General features: G+C 63.5%; 27 protein-coding genes. 14 read left to right on the plus strand and 13 right to left on the minus strand.

All coding sequences use genetic code 11. The features are described from left to right. Window positions 1–76: 76 nt before the first annotated feature. Window positions 77–1,315, plus strand: a complete 1,239-nt coding sequence (locus tag AC50X5_RS10450; protein WP_494976002.1) for a hypothetical protein — start codon at window positions 77–79, stop codon at window positions 1,313–1,315. Between the two features lie 76 nt (window positions 1,316–1,391). Here the strand turns inward: AC50X5_RS10450 and AC50X5_RS10455 are convergent, their stop codons facing one another. After that, window positions 1,392–2,471, minus strand: a complete 1,080-nt coding sequence (locus AC50X5_RS10455) for a thermonuclease family protein (protein ID WP_494976003.1) — start codon at window positions 2,469–2,471, stop codon at window positions 1,392–1,394. A 242-nt stretch (window positions 2,472–2,713) separates the two neighbouring features. Here AC50X5_RS10455 and AC50X5_RS10460 point away from each other — a divergent pair, with 242 nt between their 5' ends. Then, a complete protein-coding gene (locus AC50X5_RS10460; protein WP_494976004.1) occupies window positions 2,714–3,175 on the plus strand; it encodes a DUF3817 domain-containing protein in 462 nt (153 codons plus the stop codon). Between the two features lie 24 nt (window positions 3,176–3,199). Here the strand turns inward: AC50X5_RS10460 and AC50X5_RS10465 are convergent, their stop codons facing one another. The 3 genes from AC50X5_RS10465 to AC50X5_RS10475 form a co-directional block, all read right to left on the minus strand. Then, window positions 3,200–3,472 carry a Txe/YoeB family addiction module toxin gene (locus AC50X5_RS10465; protein ID WP_494976005.1) on the minus strand — a complete coding sequence of 91 codons (273 nt, stop codon included), beginning with the start codon at window positions 3,470–3,472 and terminating at the stop codon, window positions 3,200–3,202. Next, entirely contained in the window at window positions 3,469–3,720 is a 252-nt protein-coding gene (locus AC50X5_RS10470) for a type II toxin-antitoxin system Phd/YefM family antitoxin (RefSeq protein ID WP_494976006.1), read from the minus strand. Before AC50X5_RS10470 ends, AC50X5_RS10465 begins: the two co-directional genes overlap by 4 nt. Window positions 3,721–3,815: 95 nt before the next feature. Continuing rightward, complete coding sequence (locus AC50X5_RS10475; protein WP_494976007.1) at window positions 3,816–5,276, minus strand: MFS transporter; 1,461 nt, start codon at window positions 5,274–5,276, stop codon at window positions 3,816–3,818. A 137-nt stretch (window positions 5,277–5,413) separates the two neighbouring features. On the opposite strand from AC50X5_RS10475, the gene AC50X5_RS10480 reads away from it, so the two are divergent. The 5 genes from AC50X5_RS10480 (at window position 5,414) to AC50X5_RS10500 (ending at window position 8,322) form a co-directional block, all read left to right on the plus strand. Continuing rightward, window positions 5,414–6,280: a helix-turn-helix transcriptional regulator gene (locus AC50X5_RS10480; RefSeq protein ID WP_494976008.1), complete on the plus strand. Its 867-nt coding sequence runs from the start codon at window positions 5,414–5,416 to the stop codon at window positions 6,278–6,280. After that, window positions 6,277–6,660, plus strand: coding sequence for a RidA family protein (locus AC50X5_RS10485; RefSeq protein ID WP_494976009.1), 384 nt, complete (start codon window positions 6,277–6,279; stop codon window positions 6,658–6,660). Before AC50X5_RS10480 ends, AC50X5_RS10485 begins: the two co-directional genes overlap by 4 nt. 2 nt (window positions 6,661–6,662) lie before the next feature. Next, window positions 6,663–7,649 (plus strand): prolyl aminopeptidase, encoded by a 987-nt coding sequence (pip, locus tag AC50X5_RS10490; RefSeq protein ID WP_494976010.1) that lies wholly within the window; start codon window positions 6,663–6,665, stop codon window positions 7,647–7,649. 53 nt (window positions 7,650–7,702) lie between these two features. Next, a complete protein-coding gene (locus tag AC50X5_RS10495) occupies window positions 7,703–8,050 on the plus strand; it encodes a hypothetical protein (RefSeq protein WP_494976011.1) in 348 nt (115 codons plus the stop codon). Between the two features lie 92 nt (window positions 8,051–8,142). Then, window positions 8,143–8,322 carry a hypothetical protein gene (locus AC50X5_RS10500; RefSeq protein ID WP_463935593.1) on the plus strand — a complete coding sequence of 60 codons (180 nt, stop codon included), beginning with the start codon at window positions 8,143–8,145 and terminating at the stop codon, window positions 8,320–8,322. A gap of 28 nt (window positions 8,323–8,350) precedes the next feature. Here the strand turns inward: AC50X5_RS10500 and AC50X5_RS10505 are convergent, their stop codons facing one another. The 3 genes from AC50X5_RS10505 to AC50X5_RS10515 form a co-directional block, all read right to left on the minus strand. Continuing rightward, the gene (locus tag AC50X5_RS10505; RefSeq protein WP_494976012.1) at window positions 8,351–8,713 is read right to left on the minus strand and encodes a hypothetical protein; all 363 of its coding nucleotides are present in this window, start codon (window positions 8,711–8,713) and stop codon (window positions 8,351–8,353) included. 122 nt (window positions 8,714–8,835) lie between these two features. Beyond that, a complete protein-coding gene (locus AC50X5_RS10510) occupies window positions 8,836–9,042 on the minus strand; it encodes a hypothetical protein (protein WP_494976013.1) in 207 nt (68 codons plus the stop codon). Between the two features lie 127 nt (window positions 9,043–9,169). Beyond that, window positions 9,170–9,307 (minus strand): hypothetical protein, encoded by a 138-nt coding sequence (locus AC50X5_RS10515; RefSeq protein WP_494976014.1) that lies wholly within the window; start codon window positions 9,305–9,307, stop codon window positions 9,170–9,172. Window positions 9,308–9,520: 213 nt separating this feature from the next. On the opposite strand from AC50X5_RS10515, the gene AC50X5_RS10520 reads away from it, so the two are divergent. Beyond that, complete coding sequence (locus AC50X5_RS10520) at window positions 9,521–9,967, plus strand: hypothetical protein (RefSeq protein ID WP_494976015.1); 447 nt, start codon at window positions 9,521–9,523, stop codon at window positions 9,965–9,967. Here the strand turns inward: AC50X5_RS10520 and AC50X5_RS10525 are convergent. Continuing rightward, window positions 9,964–10,581 carry a uracil-DNA glycosylase family protein gene (locus AC50X5_RS10525; protein ID WP_494976016.1) on the minus strand — a complete coding sequence of 206 codons (618 nt, stop codon included), beginning with the start codon at window positions 10,579–10,581 and terminating at the stop codon, window positions 9,964–9,966. The genes AC50X5_RS10520 and AC50X5_RS10525 overlap by 4 nt on opposite strands. Window positions 10,582–10,791: 210 nt before the next feature. On the opposite strand from AC50X5_RS10525, the gene phnD reads away from it, so the two are divergent. From phnD to AC50X5_RS10545, 4 genes are read left to right on the plus strand one after another with little or no spacing between them, the layout of a single operon-like run. Beyond that, window positions 10,792–11,712 (plus strand): phosphate/phosphite/phosphonate ABC transporter substrate-binding protein, encoded by a 921-nt coding sequence (gene phnD / locus AC50X5_RS10530; RefSeq protein ID WP_494976017.1) that lies wholly within the window; start codon window positions 10,792–10,794, stop codon window positions 11,710–11,712. Further along, the gene (gene phnC, locus AC50X5_RS10535) at window positions 11,712–12,587 is read left to right on the plus strand and encodes a phosphonate ABC transporter ATP-binding protein (protein ID WP_494976018.1); all 876 of its coding nucleotides are present in this window, start codon (window positions 11,712–11,714) and stop codon (window positions 12,585–12,587) included. Before phnD ends, phnC begins: the two co-directional genes overlap by 1 nt. After that, window positions 12,568–13,404 (plus strand): phosphonate ABC transporter, permease protein PhnE, encoded by an 837-nt coding sequence (phnE, locus tag AC50X5_RS10540; RefSeq protein WP_494976019.1) that lies wholly within the window; start codon window positions 12,568–12,570, stop codon window positions 13,402–13,404. Before phnC ends, phnE begins: the two co-directional genes overlap by 20 nt. After that, entirely contained in the window at window positions 13,401–14,168 is a 768-nt protein-coding gene (locus tag AC50X5_RS10545) for a tyrosine-protein phosphatase (protein ID WP_494976020.1), read from the plus strand. Before phnE ends, AC50X5_RS10545 begins: the two co-directional genes overlap by 4 nt. An 83-nt stretch (window positions 14,169–14,251) precedes the next feature. Here the strand turns inward: AC50X5_RS10545 and AC50X5_RS10550 are convergent, their stop codons facing one another. Beyond that, window positions 14,252–16,045 (minus strand): glycoside hydrolase family 35 protein, encoded by a 1,794-nt coding sequence (locus AC50X5_RS10550; protein WP_494976021.1) that lies wholly within the window; start codon window positions 16,043–16,045, stop codon window positions 14,252–14,254. 175 nt (window positions 16,046–16,220) lie between these two features. Between AC50X5_RS10550 and AC50X5_RS10555 the strand changes: the two genes are divergently transcribed. Then, entirely contained in the window at window positions 16,221–16,736 is a 516-nt protein-coding gene (locus AC50X5_RS10555) for a hypothetical protein (protein WP_494976022.1), read from the plus strand. A 25-nt stretch (window positions 16,737–16,761) separates the two neighbouring features. Here the strand turns inward: AC50X5_RS10555 and AC50X5_RS10560 are convergent, their stop codons facing one another. The 4 genes from AC50X5_RS10560 to AC50X5_RS10575 form a co-directional block, all read right to left on the minus strand. Next, a complete protein-coding gene (locus AC50X5_RS10560; RefSeq protein WP_494976023.1) occupies window positions 16,762–17,148 on the minus strand; it encodes an RNA-binding S4 domain-containing protein in 387 nt (128 codons plus the stop codon). Between the two features lie 95 nt (window positions 17,149–17,243). Beyond that, window positions 17,244–18,107 carry an SDR family oxidoreductase gene (locus tag AC50X5_RS10565; protein WP_494976024.1) on the minus strand — a complete coding sequence of 288 codons (864 nt, stop codon included), beginning with the start codon at window positions 18,105–18,107 and terminating at the stop codon, window positions 17,244–17,246. Between the two features lie 7 nt (window positions 18,108–18,114). After that, complete coding sequence (locus AC50X5_RS10570) at window positions 18,115–19,116, minus strand: aldo/keto reductase family protein (RefSeq protein ID WP_494976025.1); 1,002 nt, start codon at window positions 19,114–19,116, stop codon at window positions 18,115–18,117. 52 nt (window positions 19,117–19,168) lie between these two features. After that, the gene (locus AC50X5_RS10575) at window positions 19,169–19,885 is read right to left on the minus strand and encodes a hypothetical protein (RefSeq protein ID WP_494976026.1); all 717 of its coding nucleotides are present in this window, start codon (window positions 19,883–19,885) and stop codon (window positions 19,169–19,171) included. 179 nt (window positions 19,886–20,064) lie between these two features. Between AC50X5_RS10575 and AC50X5_RS10580 the strand changes: the two genes are divergently transcribed. Next, window positions 20,065–20,466, plus strand: coding sequence for a YchJ family protein (locus tag AC50X5_RS10580; protein WP_494976027.1), 402 nt, complete (start codon window positions 20,065–20,067; stop codon window positions 20,464–20,466). The last annotated feature ends 41 nt before the right edge of the window (window positions 20,467–20,507 follow it).

Raw genomic sequence — 20,507 nt, forward strand, 5'->3', positions numbered from 1 at the left:
GGCGGCATGCCTGCATCCCTACGGGTCGAAACGTCACGTCGGCCATTAGTCGGTGCTATGTGTGATGATGTCGCCTATGAATGATGTGAACCCGGACCTTGCCCTCTACGTACAAGGTGAGGCCGCTTTAGTGGCAGGGTCACCAGACGCCATCGCCGAACTCTTCCGGAAGCTCGATGTTCCGCCGGAATCAGCGACAAAGGTAGGCACAGCCCTCACCGACATGCTGGCTGTCGCCGGGGGACTGCTGAGCCAGCTGGGACAGGGAGCGGTCAGTGGCAACTCGTTCCAGATGACTCCCGAGTCCTACGCGAAGTACCTGGAGTTGGCTGGCTCCACCAAAGAAACGTTCGGCATCGTCAGCGGCGTGCTTCGTGAGGCTGACGGACGAATTGATTCCATCGTCAAGCTGGTGCAATCTCCCCCGGCAAACCTCGCAGCCGCGTCCAATCCCGCGATGCTGGCGGCCGCGCTCGCGATTCGAACTGCTATTCACAGCCTCGAGGTGCAACTCGAGTCCATCGAGGCCAAACTCGATACGGTGCTGCGCGACACTCGCAACGAAGCGCTGGGCAACATCCAGGGAACCACCGCCATCCTGGACAAAGCCTTTGGATACTTTGAGGAAACTGGGGAGCTCAGCCCCACCCTGTGGGACCAGGTGGCAGGACAGGCTGCAGCCCTATCGCAAATGCACGCCGTGGCACTCAACCACATAGAAACTCTCGCGGAGGGGCTGAGTGCCAAGGGCTTCGGAAAGCGGCTGGAGGGCGCAAGGAATGCCGCCTCCGGTGAACTCCAGCACTGGCTGATCATCACAGCAGTTGCACTGACGAACATGGTCCGGATGGATTCACTTGAAATCGTGCACGGCTCCAAGGCTGACTCTGCCGGCGCACACACCCGTCACGTAGAGCAGGCCAGAAACCGCCGCCTTGAGCTCACCCGCGCAAAGGTGCAAAAGCTGGCGGATGCTGCTGCAGCGGCCTCCAAGGTAGACACGTTCACGCGGGTAGCGAACCCTCTCGAGATGCCAAAGCTCTACGACGCCTTAGCGGAAATTCAGCGGTTGCTGCTGGTGTTCTCGCAGGGCTACGGCATGCCTGCGCTCGCCGATATCGACCGGAAGTCATGGCACGCCTCGCTGCTAGATCTTGGTCAGGCGGCGGGGACGACGGTGGCGGGTGCTGTGGGTGCGGCTGCAGGCACGGTAGCCGCTGCCCCCAAGGCTATTGCCGGAGGCGTGGAAGATACCATCCTGCATGTTGCTGGAAGTATCGAGGAGCGTCGAAGGAACTCCAGCGAGGACCAGTAACGGGTGTGAAAGTGCGCTAACACGACAAAGGGTCCAGGAGCGATATGCTTCTGGACCCTTTGTTGCTAATTGCTGCTTAGCAGGGACGCCAGGTTTTCCCGCCCGGGGCGTAGCAGCGCGGACCGTTGTAGTTCGAAGGAGGTGCCGGGGGCACGTAGGGCTGAGGCGCCGGTGGGATGTACGGCTGAGGTGCTGGAGGGACGTAGGGCTGCGGAACCGGGATGTTTCGAAGCCGCTCGTCTTCAATCGCAGCCAGCCGGGACGCCTCGGCGGCCGCCGCTTCCGAGGCGGCACGTTCTTCTGCTGCCTTTTTCTCTGCCGCAGCCCGCGCTTCAGCTGCCAGACGGTCCTCTTCCGCCTTCCTTTCCGCCGCTGCCAGGGTGGTCTGAAGTGACTGGAGTTCTTCCTTCTTTTTATCCCCGGAGGAGATACTGCTGTCAAGGACGGCGAGTGCTGCCACGGCTCCGCCAGCGGAGAGCCCGGCCCAGTAAACGGCCCTGTTGGCGGCTTTAGTGGAGGCGTAAACTGTCCGCAGGGTTCTCGCCGCTGCCAGCTTTACAGTAAGGGCTGCGGCGGCCGTGCCTGCAGCGGCGGTGCCCGCGGCGGCTGACGTGGCTACGGGCGCAGCACCCGCGGCCTGTTCCAATGCATCGGTAGTTTGAGCGAGTTGCGCCGGCAAGGTGCAGGTAACAGTTTCGGAGAAGAGTCCTGTCTTCGCCTCACGGGCTTCCTCATACGCTTCTTCTACGGAAGGCAGGAATTTGACGTTTCCGTCGTACTCGACTGGTATGCCCAGCCCCTCGCGTGCGATTTCTGCGTTGACCAGGGTGCCATCAGGGGCGAATACGCCTGCAAGCGTCCGCCCATATCGATCGTGGCGTTCTTTATCGAATTCAAGCCGTACAGAGGTACCCGGGGGGAGAATGTTGGTGAGGTAATCAGAAGCTTGCGGTCCAAGGCACTCGACGGGTTGATTCGGGTCTTTTGTTTCAGGAGTATCCACGTTAAGGAGCCGGATGGTGTGGTCCCCGTTGTTGATGGAAACCACTAGGGTGTCGCCATCGATGACGCGGACGACGGTGCCGGAATCTGCATTAGCAGCGGCGCTGACAGCTATGGAGCCAGCGACCAGGGCGGCCGTGGCTATTGAAGCCACTAATAGTTTTTTCATAAATGTCGTTCGATCTTTCTGAGGGGCGGCAGAGCATCCACGCGGATGGTTATCTATAACCGCCGATATTTCCGCTTATTACATTGGAAGCGGAGTCGCTCCAAGATACCGGCACTTTCGCTTCCAACCCTGTCTGTTACACGCTGCCCCAGAGTTTTGGTCCAGATGTCTGCGCCGCGCCCGTTTGGTAGCCTCGAAGGGATCCCGTTTCCCAACTGAGGACCTCCATGTCTCCGCGCACACTGTTCCGCACCTTTGCCATCGCCGAAGCCATCACCTGGACCCTGCTGCTCCTCGGCATGTTCCTGAAGTACGTCACCAAAACGACGGACGTGGCGGTCTCGATCGGCGGCGGCATCCACGGCTTTGTGTTCCTCTGCTACGCCGTGGTGGCGTCCTTTGTGTGGCTGAACCAGAAATGGCCGGGCCGGGTGGGTGCCGTTGCTCTGGTGGCCACCCTCATTCCGTACGCCACCGTTCCGGTGGAGCGCCGGCTGGACCGTTCGGGAATGCTCGGCGGCGGTTGGCGGCTCGGTGCCGGCGGTGAGCAGCCGCGCGGGGTGCTGGAAAAGGTCCAGGCCTGGGTACTCCGCAAGCCCGTAGTTGCCGGCGTGAGCGCCCTGGCTGCCGTCGCCGTCGTCTTCGGTGTGCTGCTGGTGGCCGGCCCGCCCGGCACCTGGTTCGCCTAACGCTGCAATGCCGGGTGCGATCCGTTAGTTGCCGTAGTGGTACCGGCAGGCGGCAATGCGGATTTCGATACCATCCTCAGTTTCGACGAACTTGTAGACCAGTCGATGCTCGTCTGTAATGCGCCGCGACCAGTATCCGTGAAAGCCGTGTTTCAGCGGCTCAGGCTTACCGATTCCATCGTTGCCGTTCCGGGCGATGTCCTTGATAAGGGTGTTGATGCGCTTGAGTATCTTCCGGTCTTGGGACTGCCACCATTCGTAGTCCTCCCAGGAGGATTCATCCCAAATGATGGTCATTCAGCAAGGTCCCGGGCGGTTCCCTGCCCGGATTCCAAGCGCTCGATTGAGGTCAGGATCCTCCGTGCGTTAGCAGGGCTGCGTAGGAGATAGGCAGTTTCCCGTAGCGATTCGTAGTCGTCGCGCGAAACGATGATCACGTCTTCCTTGCCGGGACGGGTGATGATGACTTCTTCCCGGTCATTGGTCACCGCATCGAGGGTTTCCTTGTAGCGGGCCCGTGATTCTGTGTAGCTGAGTGTGCGCATTGCAGGGCTCCTTGGGTGTTGCGTACAAAATATTGTACGCCCCGGCTGGGCCGCTTAGAAGTGGTGCCCGTCCACCCGTTAGTGGCAGCACTGCCCTACAGTGCCGCCGTCGGCCGTTTCCCGCGGAGGAACAGCGCAACCGTGGCCGCCGTTGCCAGGCATAACAGCGCATTGATGCCGATGGCCGGCAGTACTGCGTCCAGAACCCCCTGTGGACTCCGATCGCCGCCCCGATGAAGAAGTCCCGCCGCGATGATGCTGCTCATGATCGGGATGCCCATGGTGATGCCCACCTGCTGGCTCATGGTGGTCAGGCCGGTGGCGAGGCCCTGCTCAGTGTTGGAGAGCCCGGAGGTGGCAGTGATCATGAAGCCGACAATCGCCGCCAGGTTGGCAACGCCGCCGACGAAGGTTGCCAGCAGCACCAGGCCCAGCGAAACCTGCCCGGTGTTGATCAGGAGCAGGGACCCGGTGGCTGCGGACTGAACCACCAACCCGCCCACGATGGTGGCTTTTGCGCCGTATCTGCCCACGATCCTGGGAGCGATCAGCCCGCCCACCACGGTGCCGAAGCCCAGCACGGCGAAGGCAAGCCCGGCTCCGAGCGGCGAGAAACCCAGCACCTGCTGCAGATACAGCGTGAGGACAAAAACCAGGGACGTCTCGGTGGCGAACGCCAGGACTCCGGCGACGTTTCCCCAGGCGATATTGTTCCGCCGCAGGATGACGACCGGGACCAGCGCGTGGTCTGTGCGCTTTTCAATGACGACGAAAACAGCCAGCAGCGCCAGCCCACCGGCCAGTGAGCCCCATGCCGGGGGCTCCAGCCAGCCCCGTTCACCCGCGGTGGTCAGGCCGAAGACCAGCAGGAGGAGCGCAAGGGTCACGGTCAGTGCACCGGGAACGTCCAGACGCGTCTTCTTTGTCCGGGGCGCTTCGGTCAACAGCTTCGGTGCGAGGACCAGGACGAACAGGGCCACCGGGATATTGATGAAGAAGGCCCAACGCCAGGAGAGCAGGTCCGTCAGGAGGCCCCCGAGGATGGCGCCGGCGGTGAACCCGGCAGCCATCAGGGAACCGTTCAGGCCCAGTGCCTTATCGCGGAGGGATCCCTCAGGGAAGGAGGTGGTGAGCAGGGACAGCGCCGCGGGGGTGACGGCCGCCGTGGCAAGGCCTTGCGCCACCCGGGCGGCCAGCAGGACCTCCGGCGTCGTGGCGAGCCCGCCCACCAGCGAACCAATGCCCAGAAGTGCCATCCCGGCGATGAAGAGGCGCTTGCGCCCGAAGAGGTCAGCCACCCGGCCGAAGAAGAGGGTGAAGCCTGCCGCACACAGGGCGAACGACGTCGCCGTCCATTGGAGTTGCTCCAGCGAAAGCCCGACGTCGGCCCCGATCCTGGGGAGGGCGACGTTCAGGATGGAGAAATCCACCGCGAGGGTGAAGCTGGCGGTCAGCAGCAGGACCATGACCAGCCGCTGACGGCCGGTCATCCTGGCCGGCAGCGGGGAACCCGGAGGAAGCGCGCGGGTGTCCGGGGAGGTGTGGGGTGTTGTCATTCGGGAAGTGTCCGTTCAGCGAGTCAGGTGTGGGTTCCTTTCCACCCTGTCGCTCCAACGCCCCGACAGCCACGCCGTGTTGTGGGTAGCACTGCCGGTGCTACCCACAAACGGCGAGGGTCGTGAATACTCGGGGTATGAACCAACCAGCAGCCATGGGCGATTTCCTGCGCAAGCGGCGGGCCGCATTGAGCCCCGGCGATGTGGGACTGATGGATTACGGAACCCGCCGCGTCCCCGGCCTGAGGCGCGAGGAAGTAGCCATGATGGCAGGGATGAGCGTCACGTACTATGCCCGCCTGGAACAAGGGCAGCACGTCAACGCTTCGGACGCCGTCATCGATTCACTCGCCCGGGCGCTGGTGCTCACAGAGGTGGAACGGAAGCACCTCGCCGACTTATCCGGCATCAAGCGAGGCGGTGCGAAGCCATTCCGGAGCAGGCCGGATCACGTCCGCCCGGGAACCAAGCGACTGGTCGACGCCATGGTTGTCCCTGCCGTGGTACTGGGCAAGCGCACAGAAATCCTGGCCTGGAACTCCGCCGGCCATCGCCTGGTGGCCTCCCGCCAGGACTATGATGCGCCGGAGTCGCCATCCAGGCGCCCCAATATGACCCGGATGCTCTTTTTGGACGACGCCACCCGCGCGCTCTACCCGCACTGGCGCTCAGAAGCGGGGCGGGCAGTCGCCTCCCTGCGGTTGCTGTCCGGACGGTTTGCGGACGACGCCGAGCTGGCGGCATTGGTGGGTGAACTCACCCTGAAGAGTCCGGAGTTCGCCTCGATGTGGGCGGAACATCCCGTGGAAAACTGCATGTCAGGACAGAAAACCCTGCTGCATCCCGACGTCGGATCCCTGGAGCTGGGGTTCGAAGTACTCACCATGCCGGATGATTCCGGTCACCGCATCCTGACCTACACGGCAGACCCGGAGAGCGGTTCCGCCGCTGCCCTCGTCCGGCTCTCGGCGGACATAACCACTGGCGGGCTAAGGCTGCCATGACACGTTCCTACTTCAGCCCCAGCCTGCACCAGTCCACCGCACCCTTTTCGCACTTCACCCAGCATGGAGGCACAGGGTACACGGCAGGAATTATCGGCCAGGACCCGCAGAGCGGTGCTTTGGTCTCGGACGATGTCGCGGAACAGTGCGCTGCCATGCTGGCCAACCTGGAGACGCTGCTGAGCGAGGTCGGGCGGGAATTCTCCGATGTGCTTCGAACAACCGTGTACCTGACGGACTACCAGGATTTCGCGGCCATCAACGGCGTCTATGCTGAGCGGTTCACGGCTCCCTTTCCCGCGCGAACCACCATTGGGGTCGCAGCGCTCCCGCTCGGCGCGAAGGTGCAGATCGACGCCGTCCTGGCGATGGGGAGCTGACCATGCCCTACCCGCTTATTGAACCTTTCGACTCAGGGATGCTGGAAACGGGCGAGGGTCACCAGCTTTACTGGGAGGTCTGTGGCAACCCGGAGGGCAAACCGGCCGTTGTCTTGCACGGAGGCCCCGGATCGGGGTCCTCTCCCTGGTGGCGTCAGTTTTTCGACCCTGAGCTCTACCGGATTGTGCTGTTTGACCAAAGGGGTTGCGGCCGGAGTCTCCCCAATGCCGGCGACGACATCGCCGCGCTGGACCGGAACACCACGCCCCATTTACTGGCTGATATCGAAAGGCTGCGCAAACACCTTGCCATTGAGCAATGGCTGGTTTTTGGAGCCTCCTGGGGCTCCACCCTGGGACTTGCCTACGCCGTGGAACATCCCGGCCAGGTATCTGAGCTGGTGTTGTGGGCTGTGGTCACCACCAGGGCAGCCGACGTTGCCCGGCTGACGCGCACCCTGGGGGAAATCTACCCACAGGAGTATGACGAGCTGCTCGAAATCATTCCCGTCAGTCGCAGGGATGGAAACGTTGCGGCGGCAATCAACGAGTTACTGGTCTCGGACGATCCTGCCGTATCCGGTGCAGCGGCACGGGCCTGGTGTGCCTGGGAGGACCGCATCGCCACTCTCAGCGGTCCGGTGCAATCAAGCCCCCGCTTCGCGGACCCGCGGTTCCGCCTCGGGTTCAGCAGGATCGTCACCCACTACTTCGGTAACAACGGCTTCCTCGCAGATGACGCCATCATGGGGCATCTGGACCGGCTCAGTGCCATCCCTACGTACCTCCTCCGGGGCAGGCTGGATATCGCCTCCCCGTTACGCAGTGCCTATGAGATTGCACGGCAACTGCCCTTGGCGACGCTCGACGTTGTTGAAACTGACGCACATGGCGGTGGTGACGACACCATAAGCCGATTGGTGAGCGCATTGGACAGGTTCGCCGATTCGGAGGACCGGGAGTCGTGGAATCGTGTAATGGACACCTAGACCGGCGGAGTCTGACTCTTCCCGCAGAGCCACTCTAGTGGGACCATGCCCATATGAGCGATGAAATCACTGAAGACCCGCGCGACCATAAGCCGCACCAGCGCGGGCACGTTGCACCAAGCACCCAGCAGATGCGGACCGTTGGCCAACGCCGGCGCGAAGCGGAGCAAAAACTGGATCAGCACCTCGATGAGGCGCACCACAAAGATGACCGCCACTCCGCTGACCTGCGGACAGATGCCGGGATGTCCCCTGATGGGGATGTGGACAGCGCCGATGTTGCCGCTATCCAAAACGATGACCGGCTGACCGCGGCAGACCGCGTCGATTTGATAGCCAACCAGGTCATCCCCGAAACAGAAAACAAGGGCGCGCAGCCCGACAATAACGGCAACCGCTAAATCTCAGGGACTACTTGGACGGCAGCGACGGTGCTCGCTGCCGTTTCCCCTGGGCGGGGCATCTTTAAAGGTCGCGGTGTCGAATAAAGGATATGAACTACTACAGCCCGGCGGCGCAGGAACGGGCCAAAGACGCCGCATACGATGCAGTTGAAAAAGTACTGACCGGCTTGTTCGAGCCGCTGAGTAGGCAGGCCCTGACAGCACGCTGGAACCAGGCCCTCGAAGCCATGGAAAAGCACCTCGAAGCGCAGGACAACGGAACGGAATAATCCTCTGGCCGCTCCGCAGTAGGTTCTGTCAGGCCAACCGGGGACCGAGAACTGTTGAAACCACTATGAACCAGATCCCCACGAAGGCGAACATCCCGCCAAAGAATCTAATGAATAGAGGCTTGGAGAGGATCGACTTGGAGTAGTCGACTCCCAAGGGCTTGAAGTCTTTCATGACGCCCGCGTAAGCCTGCGCGGCCCCGCGCACTTTGAAGACCAGGACAAACCCAAGCACGACCGCGGACAAGCCTAAAGCGCTCAGGATCCAAGGCATCACGTTCACAACCTGCGCCTGGCCCAGGAATGCCGTAAGGGGCACGGATACAAACGCCGCTGCGAACACAACCGTGTAGGCGACAAGGCAGCCCTTTAGCGGTTGCGGCAGTCTCATCACTGATCGCCAGAATTTCATTGGTCCCCCATCCAATCGGCTATTGCAGCCACCCTAACCCGTCCACGCTGTGGGGCGGGAACTGCCTCCGGTGTTGTACGGCAACGTGTTCAGGGGCAATATCAGCGGGGGGTGACGTCCAGGCCCTCCATAGCCCAGGCTATGATCTTGAGCTCGAATGGTGGCGGCTCCAACGCCTCGTGGACGTACGCGTCAAACTCAAAGTCTTCTGCGTTTCCGCCCTCTCCCCAGTACTTGAGCCAGAGACCTGTCATGGTGATGGCGTTATTCTCCAAAAGGATTCGTGCTGTCTGCCGTGGATCTTCCATATCTGTTATCCCAGTGCTATCGCCGGTCATCCTGCAGCCTGAAGTGATAAGTCTACTTTCTAAATTGGGGGATGGAGTTCCGGGCCAGAAGGGACGGGGGTGACGCGCGTAACTAAGACGCCGTGTATCAAGACGTCAGCGGTCCCATGGATTCGGACGCCGCTTCCACGCCCGCGTAGATCTCACGAAGTTCCATACCGGGCATGGCGGCCAGCGGATTCCAGATGATGATGTTCAGGACACCCAACGCTGCATAAAGGATCACGGCGGCCAGGCCCGCCAGAGATTGATTACCTGCGCTAAACGTTTCATGGTTACCCCCGGCTGGCCCGTTTCCGGGCAGTCTAACCGGCCTCTCACCGCAGCGGCCTCCGTAAGCGGGCGGCAGCTCCGGCGTCGTACGGGTGTTCAAGGGTTCCGTGCGCAATAATCGGAACCTAGGCCATTTTGTCCCTTGATCAAACATCTGGAGCAGTCCATGCCTGACCCGGTAATCAGCAGCATCGACAAGACCCGGCTGGAAGCTGGCTATCTGAGCGTCACCGAACTGCTTGAGGCGGCACACCAGAACACCTTCCTGGACCCGTTCTCGATCCTGATTTCGCGGAATGTCATCCTCGGGGAGGGAAACACCTTCTACCCGAATGTGCTGATTTCCTGCCGGCAGGGCCAGTGCTTCATCGGCAGCGGGAACGTCTTCCACTCCGGAACCACGGTGATGGTCGACGCCGGCGGCATGGTTTTGATGGGAAACAACTGCGAAGTGGGGCCCGGGGGAGTGCAGTTGATGGCCAACCGCCGGAACTCTCGCCTTGTGGTGGGGGACGCGGTGCGCATCCAGGGTGGAGTGTCACTGTCCGGGAGCGGAGTCCTGCAGCAGGACTCCGAGATCCTGCCCGGCACTGTTGTCGGCTCGACGCCCTAGAGGTGCTGGATGCCCGCGCGCTGCATGGCGTCGCGGTAGATCTCCACGTTCTTGGCCAGGAGCTCTTCCTGCTTGGTTTCGGAAACGGCGAACGCACGGCCGCCCAAAGCGCTGGCCTTGTAGACCTTGATACCGCTGTTGCGCAGCGAGGAGTGGTACGTCTTCTCGAAGAGCGTCAGGAACGACGAGGCATCCGTGCCGTGGGCGATAATCGCGGAAACACGCGAGTTGATCTTGAGGAACTGGCGGAAAGGGCGGAGGCCGTCGGTCTTTTCCTGGACGTTCAACGCGCTGGGCAGTTCGGGATCGCGCACCCAGGGGTAAGCGTGCCACGGCATCACGTAACGGGGGTCCAGCTCGGCAGCCTCGTAGATGCTGGTGGCGCGGCGGGCGGCTTCGTCATCGTTGAAATGGGAGACAAAGCCTGACAGGGTTCCCCGGCCGGGGCTGACCTGCAGGCTGACGATCCGGCACTCATCCTCATCGTGGATCGGGTCTACGTACGGAACAACGGAACCGGGTTTGCGTGCCATCAGCTCGTCACAGAGCGCGGTCACTGCCGCAATGTTTGGTTCCTGCAACAGGGTTTTCTTTTCATCCCAGTCAATGGTCATGGTCTCTCCCTCAGCAGCACGGGCATCCAGATTCAGGCGTCTCTTGCAACTCTACGCTTTTGGGCGGCTGGGTGCTTACGGGCAGTTTCGAGAACACGCTGAACCTATTGTTCACCTCGCGTTCCATATGCAGTACGCCGTTCTCGTAATTACGTGTCACCTCACGCAGCTTTTATATGGGTATCCCGTTCGCCCCGAAAGGATTCCCCCATGCGTTTCCCCCTCGCTCCCACCGCAGGCATTCTCGGCCTTGCGTCCGTGCTCGTCCTGACCGGCTGCGCCGGCGGTCCTGCTTCCGCTGACGCCGAAGCCGCCGATGCCCCCATCAAGTTCGCCACGCTGCCCCTCACTGAGGACCCCAATGCAGTGAACCCGGTGGATGCGTTCGCCGAACTCGTTGCGGCAGAAACCGGCCGCGAGGTGGAGGTCATCGACGTCCCGGACTACACCGCCGTGATCGAGGCAATCCGGAACAACCATGTGGACATCGGCATCATGAGCGGCTTCCCGTCCGCCCTCGCCGTGAACACCGGCGAAGTTGACTCCCTGATCGCCTGGCCCGGCGGCAAGGAGCCTGTCTCCACCTGCCTGGTCCTGGACGATTCGCCCATCAAATCTCTCAAGGACATCAAGCCGGAGACGGTCGTCGCCTTTGCGGACCCCGCTTCCAGCTCCGGATACTTCATGCCGACCCACATGCTCCACGAGGCCGGCCTGGAACCCAAAACCGGCTACACCTCGCTGTTCGCCGGCGGTCACGACATGAGCTTCATCGCTCTCGAAGCCGGCCAGGCCGACGTCGCCTGCACCTCAACGATCTTCCCCACCATGGCCGGCCAGGGCAACAAGATGTTCCCGTTTGACGAAGGCGAGACCCGCTCGATCGGCGAGAGCATCTCCATGCCGGTGTCCGTCACCGTTCTGGCCAGCCAGGGCATGTCCTCAGAGAAGCGGGCCCTCCTGCTTGACTCACTCCCCAAGGTCTTCGCCGAGAAGAACGCCGAGAAGCTGGGCGTGCTCTACGAGGGAATGACCGACGGCGAGCCGATCCTTGAGCCGGGCAAACACGTTTTCCAGCCGTTCGTGGACATTGCTGCCATCGCCGACGTTGATATCTCGGACCTGAGCTAGTGAACGCCCCCACGCTCAAGCCGGCCGCCATGGCCGAAGTTGCAGAACCGATTCCGACGGCGGCACTCGAGCCGGCTTCTCCAACCACCGCAGAACTCCGGCAGCACCTTCCTCTCGTCACCGTCCGGGACCTGCAGGTCGCGTACGGTGACGGTCGCCTGGTCCTGGACGGCGTTGATCTGGACCTGTACCCCGGCGAGGTCGTCGCGCTGCTGGGATCCTCGGGATCCGGTAAATCCACGCTCATGAAGTCCCTGACCGGCTTCGCTCCCATCACCGCCGGTACGGTCCGCGTGGCCGGCCACGACGCCACCAACCTGAGACGGCGCGAGCTGCGCACCTTGCGTGCCGACGTCGGGCAGGTTTTCCAGCAGTTCAACCTCATCCCGCGGCTCAGCGTGCTGACCAATGTGCTGACCGGCGCCCTCCACAGCGCCGGACCCATCAACCTGGTGGGTGGCTTCGGTGGCGCGCAGCGGAAACTGGCGCTGCAGCTGCTGGACCGAGTAGGCATAGCGCACAAGGCGAATGACCCCGCGCGCTCGCTTTCGGGTGGCCAGCAGCAGCGCGTCGCCATCGCACGTGCCCTGATGCAGCAACCCAAGCTCATTCTCGCCGATGAGCCGGTGGCCTCCCTGGACCCCAAGCTCGCCGACTCGGTACTGGAGCTGCTGCGCGGAATCGCCAAGGAAGACGGCATTCCGGTGCTGGTCAGCCTGCACGTCCTGCCCCTGGCGCTGCAGCACAGCGACCGCATCGTGGGACTCCGCCACGGCGAGATGCTGGTTTCGGCTCCCACCGCCCAGCTCGACGCCGCGAAGCTGGCCCCGCTATACCGGGACGAGGAGGACGACCATGCCCACCATCTCGCCTGAACGCCAGCAGGCCAGGCCGCAGCTGGACAAGGCGGAACGTGAGCGCCTGGAGAAAGCCTTCACAGTTCCCCGGGTCCGCTTTATGTTCGGCATTCCCGTTGCCGCCGTGATCATGTTGTGGTCGTTCGTCGGAGCGGAATTCAACTTCGTGAAACTGGGCGAAGGCACCATCAACATGGCCGAGTTCGTCACCCGCCTCTTCCCGCCGGACTTCGCCAAGTTCGGAACGATCGTTGAACTGCTGATCGAAACCCTGCAGATGGCGATCGTCGGCACCGTGCTGGGCGCGGTCCTGTCGCTCCTGGTCGCGTTTGCTGCGGCGTCGAACATTGCTCCCAAGTGGCTTTACTACCCGGCCCGCTGGATCATGAACGTGATCCGCTCCGTCCCGGACCTGGTCTTCGCCCTGATGTTCGTCTCGGTCGTCGGCCTGGGCCCCTTCGCGGGCATCCTGGCCATGACCCTCGGCTCGATCGGATCAATCGGCAAGGTCTACGCGGAGGCGATGGAGGCAGCAGACCGCGGCCCCATCGTCGCCATGGAAGCCGTGGGCGCGTCCAAGCGGCAGGTGATCCAATACGGTGTGCTGCCCCAGGCGGCGCCCCTCCTGGTCTCCTACACGCTCCTGCTTTTCGAAGGCAACGTCCGCGGTGCCACGATCCTTGGCCTCGTGGGTGCCGGCGGCATCGGCCTGGAACTGACCACCGCCATGAGGATGTACAACTACGGCCATCTGAGTGCGATCGTGCTCAGCATCATAGTGCTCGTCACGATCATCGATCAGTGCAGCGCCCTTATCCGACGGAGACTCACATGACCATCATCAGCACCATCCCCGGGCTTGAGCTCAGCGCCCCGGTGAACCTGCGGGACCTCGCGGGCATCTCCATTGCGGGCGGCGTGATCCAATCCGGATTCGCGATCCGCACGGACGATCTGTCCTATGTAACCGAAGACGCCGCCGCGCAGCTGGTGGACCAGGGGCTCAGCGCCATCATCGATCTGCGGTCCAAGGATGAAACCGTCCTCACCGGCCGCGGCCCGTTTGCGAACACCGCCGTCACCTACCACCACCTGCCGTTCATCTCGAGCATCGATCAGGACGTCACGCCCGGCGGGACTTTCGACCAGGCAGCTTTCGCCCAGATGTATGTGCGGATGTTCGACCGCGCTGCCGCGAACATCGTCAGTGCGCTCGGGATCATGGCGCACACGCCAGGCGCTTCCGCATTCCACTGCGCCGCCGGCCAGGACCGTACCGGCGTGCTGGCGGCCTCACTGCTGCTGGTACTCGGCGCTTCCCACGAGGACATCGTTGCCGACTACGTGCGCACCGGTGAGAACTCTGCCGCGATCCACGCCCGTATCCGGCCCGTCATCGGCGTTCTCATGACCCGGCTTGGCATGGATCCGGACGCGATGGCACTGGCGGCCACGCGCGCAAAGTTTTCTGATGTGCCGATGCGTGCGCTGCTGTCCAGCTTGGTTGAGCGGCACGGGGACCCGCTGGTGCCGCTGCGCGCCGCAGGCCTCACGGATGCGCTGATCCAGCGCCTGCAGGAGCGCGCGCTGGGCGCCTGACTCATCCGCGTCTTGCCGCTGCTCAGGCCCGGCCGCTGCGGACCCATCAGGGAAGGTTCGACGGCGCCGGGCCGGGGCCGGTGCTACAGCTCGGCTGCGGCTATGGGACCGGAGCTGACGGGACCTAGATCGTGCCGGGCACGCAGCTCGATCGATGTTCCGGCTTGCTCCAGTTCCAGCACGTGAATGCTGTTGGTACCCTCCACGACCAGCGGCGCCGGGATGTACAGGGTCACCTGCGGGCCGATGTTCCAGTAGCGCCCCAACAGGAATTCGTTGATCCAGACGAAGCCCTTGGTGAAGCCCGGCAGCGCCAGGTAGGCGTCGGCCGGCCCTTCGGCCTCAAATGTCGCGGAGGCGAGCGGAGCTAATTCCGCCATGGCCCAGTCTGCGAGTGCCACCGGTGTATTGGTCCAGTTGAAGGTGTAGCGCTGGTTGACCAGCACCCCGCCCAGGAGGCCCTTTCCATGCCCGGTCAAGGGGCCGTAGTTGATCCGTCCCTGGTTCTCCACGAGGATTTCCAACCGGACGGGGACACCGTGCCCGGTCACCGTAAGGCCCGCCGCACCGGTGACGACATCCAGTACGCCGGCGAATACACCGTCCAGCCAGATGTACGCGCGGTCGGCCAGGCCCGGCAGGCGCAGCTGTGTGTCGTCCGGCCGGCCCGGGCGGCCCGGCAGTATGGCGTCAGCGGTGTAAAGCACCAAACCCGCCCTCAGCCCCAATTGCTCGAAGGACAGCGGCTTGACTGACTCCACCGGTCTCCCCGTGCTGCGTACCAGTTCCAGCAGTTCCACTCCGGGTGAGACCGGAAGCGTCCGGACCGGCAATACCGCCGTTTTCTTGCTGAGCTCCAAGGGAAGTGGCGGAAGTTCGGTGACGCCCTGCGCGCGGAAGAACTCGGCCCGCATGGCATGGAACTTTGGCGTCAACGCCCCGTCCTCGGCAATCGGCGCGTCCGAGTCGTAGCTGGTTACCGTGGGCTGGAGCCTGGTGCCATCGTGGTTGCTGCCGGACCACAGGCCAAAGTTGGTGCCGCCATGGGCCATGTACAGGCACACCGATCCGCCCAGGTCCAGGACTTTCCGGACTTCGACGGCGGCCTCCGCCTCATCGCGGACCGTGTGGTTCTCGCCCCAATGATCGAACCAGCCACCCCAGAACTCGACGTTGAAGAAGGGTTCGCCGGGCCGGCGCCGCTGCCAGGTGGCAACCGCTTCGTCGCCGCGGCTCCCCAGCGTCGCAGTGGCCCAGGTGCCTTCCATGGCGCCGCCGTCGAGGAAATAGTCCGTGCCGCCGTCGGCGGTAAACAACAGCTCCGTGATGCCACGCTCTTCCAGGGCCGCACGGTTCCAGCGGAGGTAATCCTGGTCGTCGCCATAGCTGCCGTACTCGTTCTCGATCTGTACTGCGATCACCGGGCCGCCCGCACCTGCCTGCCGGCTGGCGATGATGGGAAGCAGCACATCAAACCACTCCCCGATGGCTGCAGTGTAGACCGGGTCCAGGCAGCGGAGGCCGATTCCCGGGATGCCGGTCAGCCAGACGGGGAATCCGCCGTTGTCCCACTCGGCGCAGATGTACGGGCCCGGCCTGACGATCACGTCCAGCCCCTCCGCCGCCGCGAGGTCGATGAAATGGCCAATGTCCCGCCAGCCCGAAAACTCCGGATCAGCACCCCGCTCGGGCTGGTGAAAGTTCCAGGCGATATACGTATCAACAGTGTTGGCGCCCATGGCCTTGAGCTTCCTGAGCCTGTCCTGCCACTGATAGGGGTGGACGCGGAAGTAGTGGATGGCTCCGGCGAGGATCCTGTGTGGTTCACCGGCCCGGAAGATCATTGAATCGCGAAGGGTCAGGATGGGGTCAGGCATGCGCGGCTCCCAGGTCCGGCTTGATCAGGTGACTCGATCATAGCCGCGCCAGGCTGAGCCAGGGGGCTGAAGCTGGGTTGACGCTCCGCGTACGATTCTTGGACCGGGGATGTTGGTACCCGAAATTTTGCGGGAGTTTCCCGTGTCACCCGGAGCCTAGCCAGGAGAGCCCAGCATGGACAGCACAATGGTCAGCAGGACAACCCTCAAGGCTGATGGTTTCGCCGGGTTCCGGAGTCTCGGGGGCCTGGAGATCATGCGGATTCCGCAAGGCACCGGCCTCTTCGCGGTCCTGCGGCCGGAGGAGTTTGAGCCCCGCTACCTGAAGAAGAGCAGTGCCGGAGTGTTCAAGAAGAAGGACCCCTCCCTGCCGGAGCCCGCGCTCGCCGCTGAATGGGTAGAGGCGGCCGATGTCCTGTACATCGGCAAGGCCGGGCCCGGGAGCAAAGGAAACCGCGGCCTGCGGAGACAGATCCAGGAATTTATTGACTTCGGCTTGGGTAAGCCGCCGGGCCATTGGGACGGCCGGCTCGTATGGCAACTGGCCGGTCCGGAATCCCTGTTAATCGCGTGGAAGGAGTTGCCCGCTGATGAACTGAACGGCACTGAGGCCAAGTACCACGCGGATTTTGTCCAGGCGTATGGCCGGCTGCCCTACGCGAACCTGGTGCAGGCCCGCGCCAGGAAGTGAAAAGTTGACACGACGAGGAGCCCGCTCAGCCGGCGCTGCCCCGCAACCGTTCCATTTCGCGGCGGTCCTTCTTGGTGGGCCGACCGGCGCCGCGGTCCCGTTGCGGAAGGCCCAGAGCCGGGGCAATGGGCCGTGGGGGCGTATGGTCCGTGAAACAGTGCGAGGCCGCCTCGGCGCCTACGCGCTTCGCGATCAGCCGCCGGACCTCAAGTGTCCGCTCGTAGCCGGACATCCGGACCGTGACTGTATCTCCCGTAACCAGCGTGGCGGAAGCCTTGGCCGGGCTGCCGTTCAACCGGACATGCCCGGCGCGGCACGCAGTAGTGGACGCCGAGCGGGTCTTGTAGGCGCGAATGGCCCAAAGCCAGGCATCGATGCGGACGCTTGCGGGGGAGGACGGAAGGCTGGTCATGATTGGCACCGAGTATACGTCGCCCGGTGTGCGCGGCAGGAAAACTCCCTGGGAGGGGGTTTCCGGTCGAGCACGGGCGCCCTAAGCCAGGAACGTTACAGCTGCGGCCGCTCCAGGAACTCCGCCAAGGTCAGCGGTTCCTGTCCGGTGAGCCCGTGCATGTCCGGAGATACGCCCGACATTTCACCGGCGGCAATGGCCGTATAGGTGCTCACCCAGGCCTCCACCTGCCAGCCAGGCGCACCGTAGGAGGCCCGGGACGCATACGCCTCCTCAACAGTTTCCGGGTGGTACCTGACCTGCCGGCCGGTGCGGGCCGTGATGATTTCGGCAGCCTGCCCCAGCGTGAATTCCTCCGGGCCGGTCAGGTTGTAAGTCTTGCCGGCATGGACGTTTGGATCGCGGAGAACCGCCGCGGCGCAACGGGCGACGTCCTCCCTGGCCACCGCGGAAAGCAGCCCGTCACCGGCAGGGCCACGGATCACGCCGTCCCTGCCGGCCAGGTGCGGCAGGAAGTCCAGGTAGAAGTTGTCCCGCAGGAACGTGTACGCCATGCCGGATGCCTTGATGTGCTCTTCCGTGGCGTAATGATCGCGGGCCAGGGTGAAGGTGGCGTCCGGAGCGGCACCGTAGAACGACGTGTACACCACGTGCCGTACCCCGGCCGCTGCGGCAGCGTCCACAAACGCCAGATGCTGCCGCAGCCGGTCTTCGGCCTCAGCGGCGGACACCATCAGGAGCGTTTTCACGCCCTCCAGCGCCGCGGATGCGTTGGCGTCACCATAGGAGCAGACCACGACGGCGGAACCTGGCAATTCCGGTGCCCGCGCTGCATTGCGCACCACGAGACGCAACGGGCTGCCGGCGTCGGAAAGCTCCCGCGCCACCATCCCGCCGATGCTCCCAGTGGCACCGGTGATGGCGAGATCAGGGAGCCCGGACCCCGGCTGTGCCGTCACGGTATTCCTATTCCCGGGTGGCTGGCGACTTGGTCTGTGCGGCGTCGCGCTCAGCCAATCCGCCGATAGCTTCGTCAATCCGCTTCATGATTTCCGCCTCAAGGACAACTCCGGCAGCAGCGGCGTTGTCTGCAACCTGCTCAGGCCTGGACGCCCCCATGATCGCAGACGCCACGTTCGAATTCTGCAGGACCCAGGCGATGGACAGCTGGGGCATGGACAGGCCCGCATCCTCGGCAATGGGCTTCAGCGCCTGAACACCGGTCAGGACGTCGTCGCGCATCCAGCGTTCAATCATGTTGGCGCCGCCCTTTTCATCGGTGGCGCGGCTGCCTTCGGGCGCGGGCTGCCCGGGCTTGTACTTTCCGCTTAGCACGCCCTGGGCCATGGGGGACCAGACGATCTGGGACAGGCCCAGTTCTTCGGACGCCGGGACCACCTCAGCCTCGATGACCCGCCAGAGCATGGAGTACTGCGGCTGGTTGGAGATCAGCTGGAAGCCCATTTCCTTGGACAATGCATGCCCTTCACGGATCTGGTCCGCGGTCCATTCGCTGACGCCGATGTACAGCGCTTTGCCGGCCCGGACGATGTCCGCGAACGCCTGCATGGTCTCTTCCAGCGGCGTTTCGAAGTCGTAGCGGTGGGCCTGGTAGAGGTCCACGTAGTCAGTCTGCAGCCGGGACAGTGAGCCGTTGATGGACTCCATGATGTGCTTGCGGGACAGGCCCTGGTCATTGTGGCCCTTTGGCCCCGTTGCGCCGTAGACCTTGGTAAAGATTTCCAGGGATTCGCGCCGTTCACCCTTGAGCGCCTCGCCCAGGACGGTCTCGGCCATGGTGTTGGCGTACACATCTGCCGTGTCGAAGGTGCTGATGCCGGCGTCCAAGGCGGCCTGGACGCACCGGGTGGCGACGTCGTTCTCCACCTGCGATCCGTGGGTCAGCCAGTTGCCGAACGTGATTTCGGAGATCTTTAAGCCGCTGTTACCGAGATATCTGAATTCCATGGGCTTTACGCTAGCCGAGTTCCCCGCCTGCCGTAAGGGCCTGGCAAGCCACTCAGCCGGCCTTGCGCTGCTCCCTGGGGATCTGTTCCTGCAGTACAGGCATGCCGCTCCGGGCCGCCAGGGATTTGCTGCCCGGCTTGACCAGCCCGGCTGGAATGTACGGCTTCCGGAACGACGGCGGGACAGGGTCACGCTTGATGGGTGCTGCCGGCCGGCTTAGAGCGGACTCAACCAGCGGTGCGACTTCGGAGAGCTCCTTCGCCGGGACTGCAGGATCCGGAAGGTCGCGGATCGTGGTGTGCAGGGGCGGCCGCTGTGCCTTCTCCCGCTCGGCCGCGCGGGCGTCTGCTGCTGCCACGGCGGCTGCCCAATCTTCCGCCAGGACCATGGGCTCGGGTTTGGCAGCGTTCAGCAGGGGGTGATGTTCGACGGCGGAGCGGACGCTGGCCTTGACGGCTGCGGGTTTGAGCAACGCACCCCAGTCCCTGGCAGGGCGGTGCGCTTTGGGCGCCGGTGCCTTCTGTGCCGGGCCGGCGTGGACTGGTGCCGGTTCCCCGGGCAGTGGTCCGGAGACATGGACTATGGGGATGGTTTCGTAGCGCGGGAATCTTCCCACCAGCGCCATGGCGATTACGGCCACCAGTTTGCCGGTGCCGGCGATCAGCAGCGTGATGACGAACATCAGGAACATGACCAGGAACATGACGAAGCCAAGACCAACCGTGCCCAAAAAAGTCAGGTTGAGGGTCAGTGTGGCGGGGTCTCCCATGTCATGCCTCCGATCCGTCGCGGTCCAAAATTCACGGGGCGGTGCCAACCGGTCCCGTTTATAACCCTACGGATTTTAATCGTCGGCCGTGCCTTACGCGCCGGGCCCGGCGCCGGTTGTTTCTAAGCTGTTACCGGATGTGACAAACTCCTGGAAACCCCTGAATTGAGATGAGCTCCATGCCCCGGTCAGCCGCCGTCGACGGTCCCTGCCCCTGCCTGTCCGGCGAACTGTACGCCGGGTGCTGTTTCCGCTTCCACAGCGGTGAAGCGGAAGCGCCCACTGCGGAGCAGCTGATGCGTTCCCGCTACAGCGCCTTTGTGGTGGGCGATGCCGGGTACCTGCTGCGGACGTGGCACCCGGACACGCGGCCTGTCCACCTGGAGTTGGATCACAGCATTCGATGGCGGCGGCTGGACATCCTTTCGACCAGCCGCGGCGGCCCGCTGGATTCAGAAGGAATCGTCGAGTTCAAGGCGTGGTACAGCCAAGGCACGGAGCGCGGAACCCAGCACGAGACAAGCACCTTCCGGCGTGTGAATCGCCGCTGGTACTACCTCGCCGCCGTCGGGTTCCACTAGGTCCTGGCAGCTCGCCAGCAATTATTCGCGGCGCTCGTCAC

Source organism: Pseudarthrobacter sp. MDT1-40-2 (assembly GCF_059383595.1).

Excerpts from the sequence above, each read along its gene's own strand:
- AC50X5_RS10480 (WP_494976008.1), top strand. The coding sequence starts at position 5,414 with ATGAACCAACCAGCAGCCATGGGCGATTTCCTGCGCAAGCGGCGGGCC.
- phnD (WP_494976017.1), top strand. The coding sequence starts at position 10,792 with ATGCGTTTCCCCCTCGCTCCCACCGCAGGCATTCTCGGCCTTGCGTCC.
- AC50X5_RS10575 (WP_494976026.1), bottom strand. The coding sequence starts at position 19,885 with ATGGGAGACCCCGCCACACTGACCCTCAACCTGACTTTTTTGGGCACG.
- phnE (WP_494976019.1), top strand. The coding sequence starts at position 12,568 with ATGCCCACCATCTCGCCTGAACGCCAGCAGGCCAGGCCGCAGCTGGAC.
- AC50X5_RS10550 (WP_494976021.1), bottom strand. The coding sequence starts at position 16,045 with ATGCCTGACCCCATCCTGACCCTTCGCGATTCAATGATCTTCCGGGCC.
- AC50X5_RS10580 (WP_494976027.1), top strand. The coding sequence starts at position 20,065 with ATGCCCCGGTCAGCCGCCGTCGACGGTCCCTGCCCCTGCCTGTCCGGC.
- AC50X5_RS10450 (WP_494976002.1), top strand. The coding sequence starts at position 77 with ATGAATGATGTGAACCCGGACCTTGCCCTCTACGTACAAGGTGAGGCC.
- AC50X5_RS10570 (WP_494976025.1), bottom strand. The coding sequence starts at position 19,116 with ATGGAATTCAGATATCTCGGTAACAGCGGCTTAAAGATCTCCGAAATC.
- AC50X5_RS10545 (WP_494976020.1), top strand. The coding sequence starts at position 13,401 with ATGACCATCATCAGCACCATCCCCGGGCTTGAGCTCAGCGCCCCGGTG.
- AC50X5_RS10470 (WP_494976006.1), bottom strand. The coding sequence starts at position 3,720 with ATGCGCACACTCAGCTACACAGAATCACGGGCCCGCTACAAGGAAACC.
- pip (WP_494976010.1), top strand. The coding sequence starts at position 6,663 with ATGCCCTACCCGCTTATTGAACCTTTCGACTCAGGGATGCTGGAAACG.
- AC50X5_RS10475 (WP_494976007.1), bottom strand. The coding sequence starts at position 5,276 with ATGACAACACCCCACACCTCCCCGGACACCCGCGCGCTTCCTCCGGGT.
- AC50X5_RS10560 (WP_494976023.1), bottom strand. The coding sequence starts at position 17,148 with ATGACCAGCCTTCCGTCCTCCCCCGCAAGCGTCCGCATCGATGCCTGG.
- AC50X5_RS10485 (WP_494976009.1), top strand. The coding sequence starts at position 6,277 with ATGACACGTTCCTACTTCAGCCCCAGCCTGCACCAGTCCACCGCACCC.
- AC50X5_RS10520 (WP_494976015.1), top strand. The coding sequence starts at position 9,521 with ATGCCTGACCCGGTAATCAGCAGCATCGACAAGACCCGGCTGGAAGCT.
- AC50X5_RS10505 (WP_494976012.1), bottom strand. The coding sequence starts at position 8,713 with ATGAGACTGCCGCAACCGCTAAAGGGCTGCCTTGTCGCCTACACGGTT.
- AC50X5_RS10460 (WP_494976004.1), top strand. The coding sequence starts at position 2,714 with ATGTCTCCGCGCACACTGTTCCGCACCTTTGCCATCGCCGAAGCCATC.
- AC50X5_RS10525 (WP_494976016.1), bottom strand. The coding sequence starts at position 10,581 with ATGACCATTGACTGGGATGAAAAGAAAACCCTGTTGCAGGAACCAAAC.
- AC50X5_RS10510 (WP_494976013.1), bottom strand. The coding sequence starts at position 9,042 with ATGGAAGATCCACGGCAGACAGCACGAATCCTTTTGGAGAATAACGCC.
- AC50X5_RS10555 (WP_494976022.1), top strand. The coding sequence starts at position 16,221 with ATGGACAGCACAATGGTCAGCAGGACAACCCTCAAGGCTGATGGTTTC.
- AC50X5_RS10500 (WP_463935593.1), top strand. The coding sequence starts at position 8,143 with ATGAACTACTACAGCCCGGCGGCGCAGGAACGGGCCAAAGACGCCGCA.
- AC50X5_RS10495 (WP_494976011.1), top strand. The coding sequence starts at position 7,703 with ATGAGCGATGAAATCACTGAAGACCCGCGCGACCATAAGCCGCACCAG.
- AC50X5_RS10465 (WP_494976005.1), bottom strand. The coding sequence starts at position 3,472 with ATGACCATCATTTGGGATGAATCCTCCTGGGAGGACTACGAATGGTGG.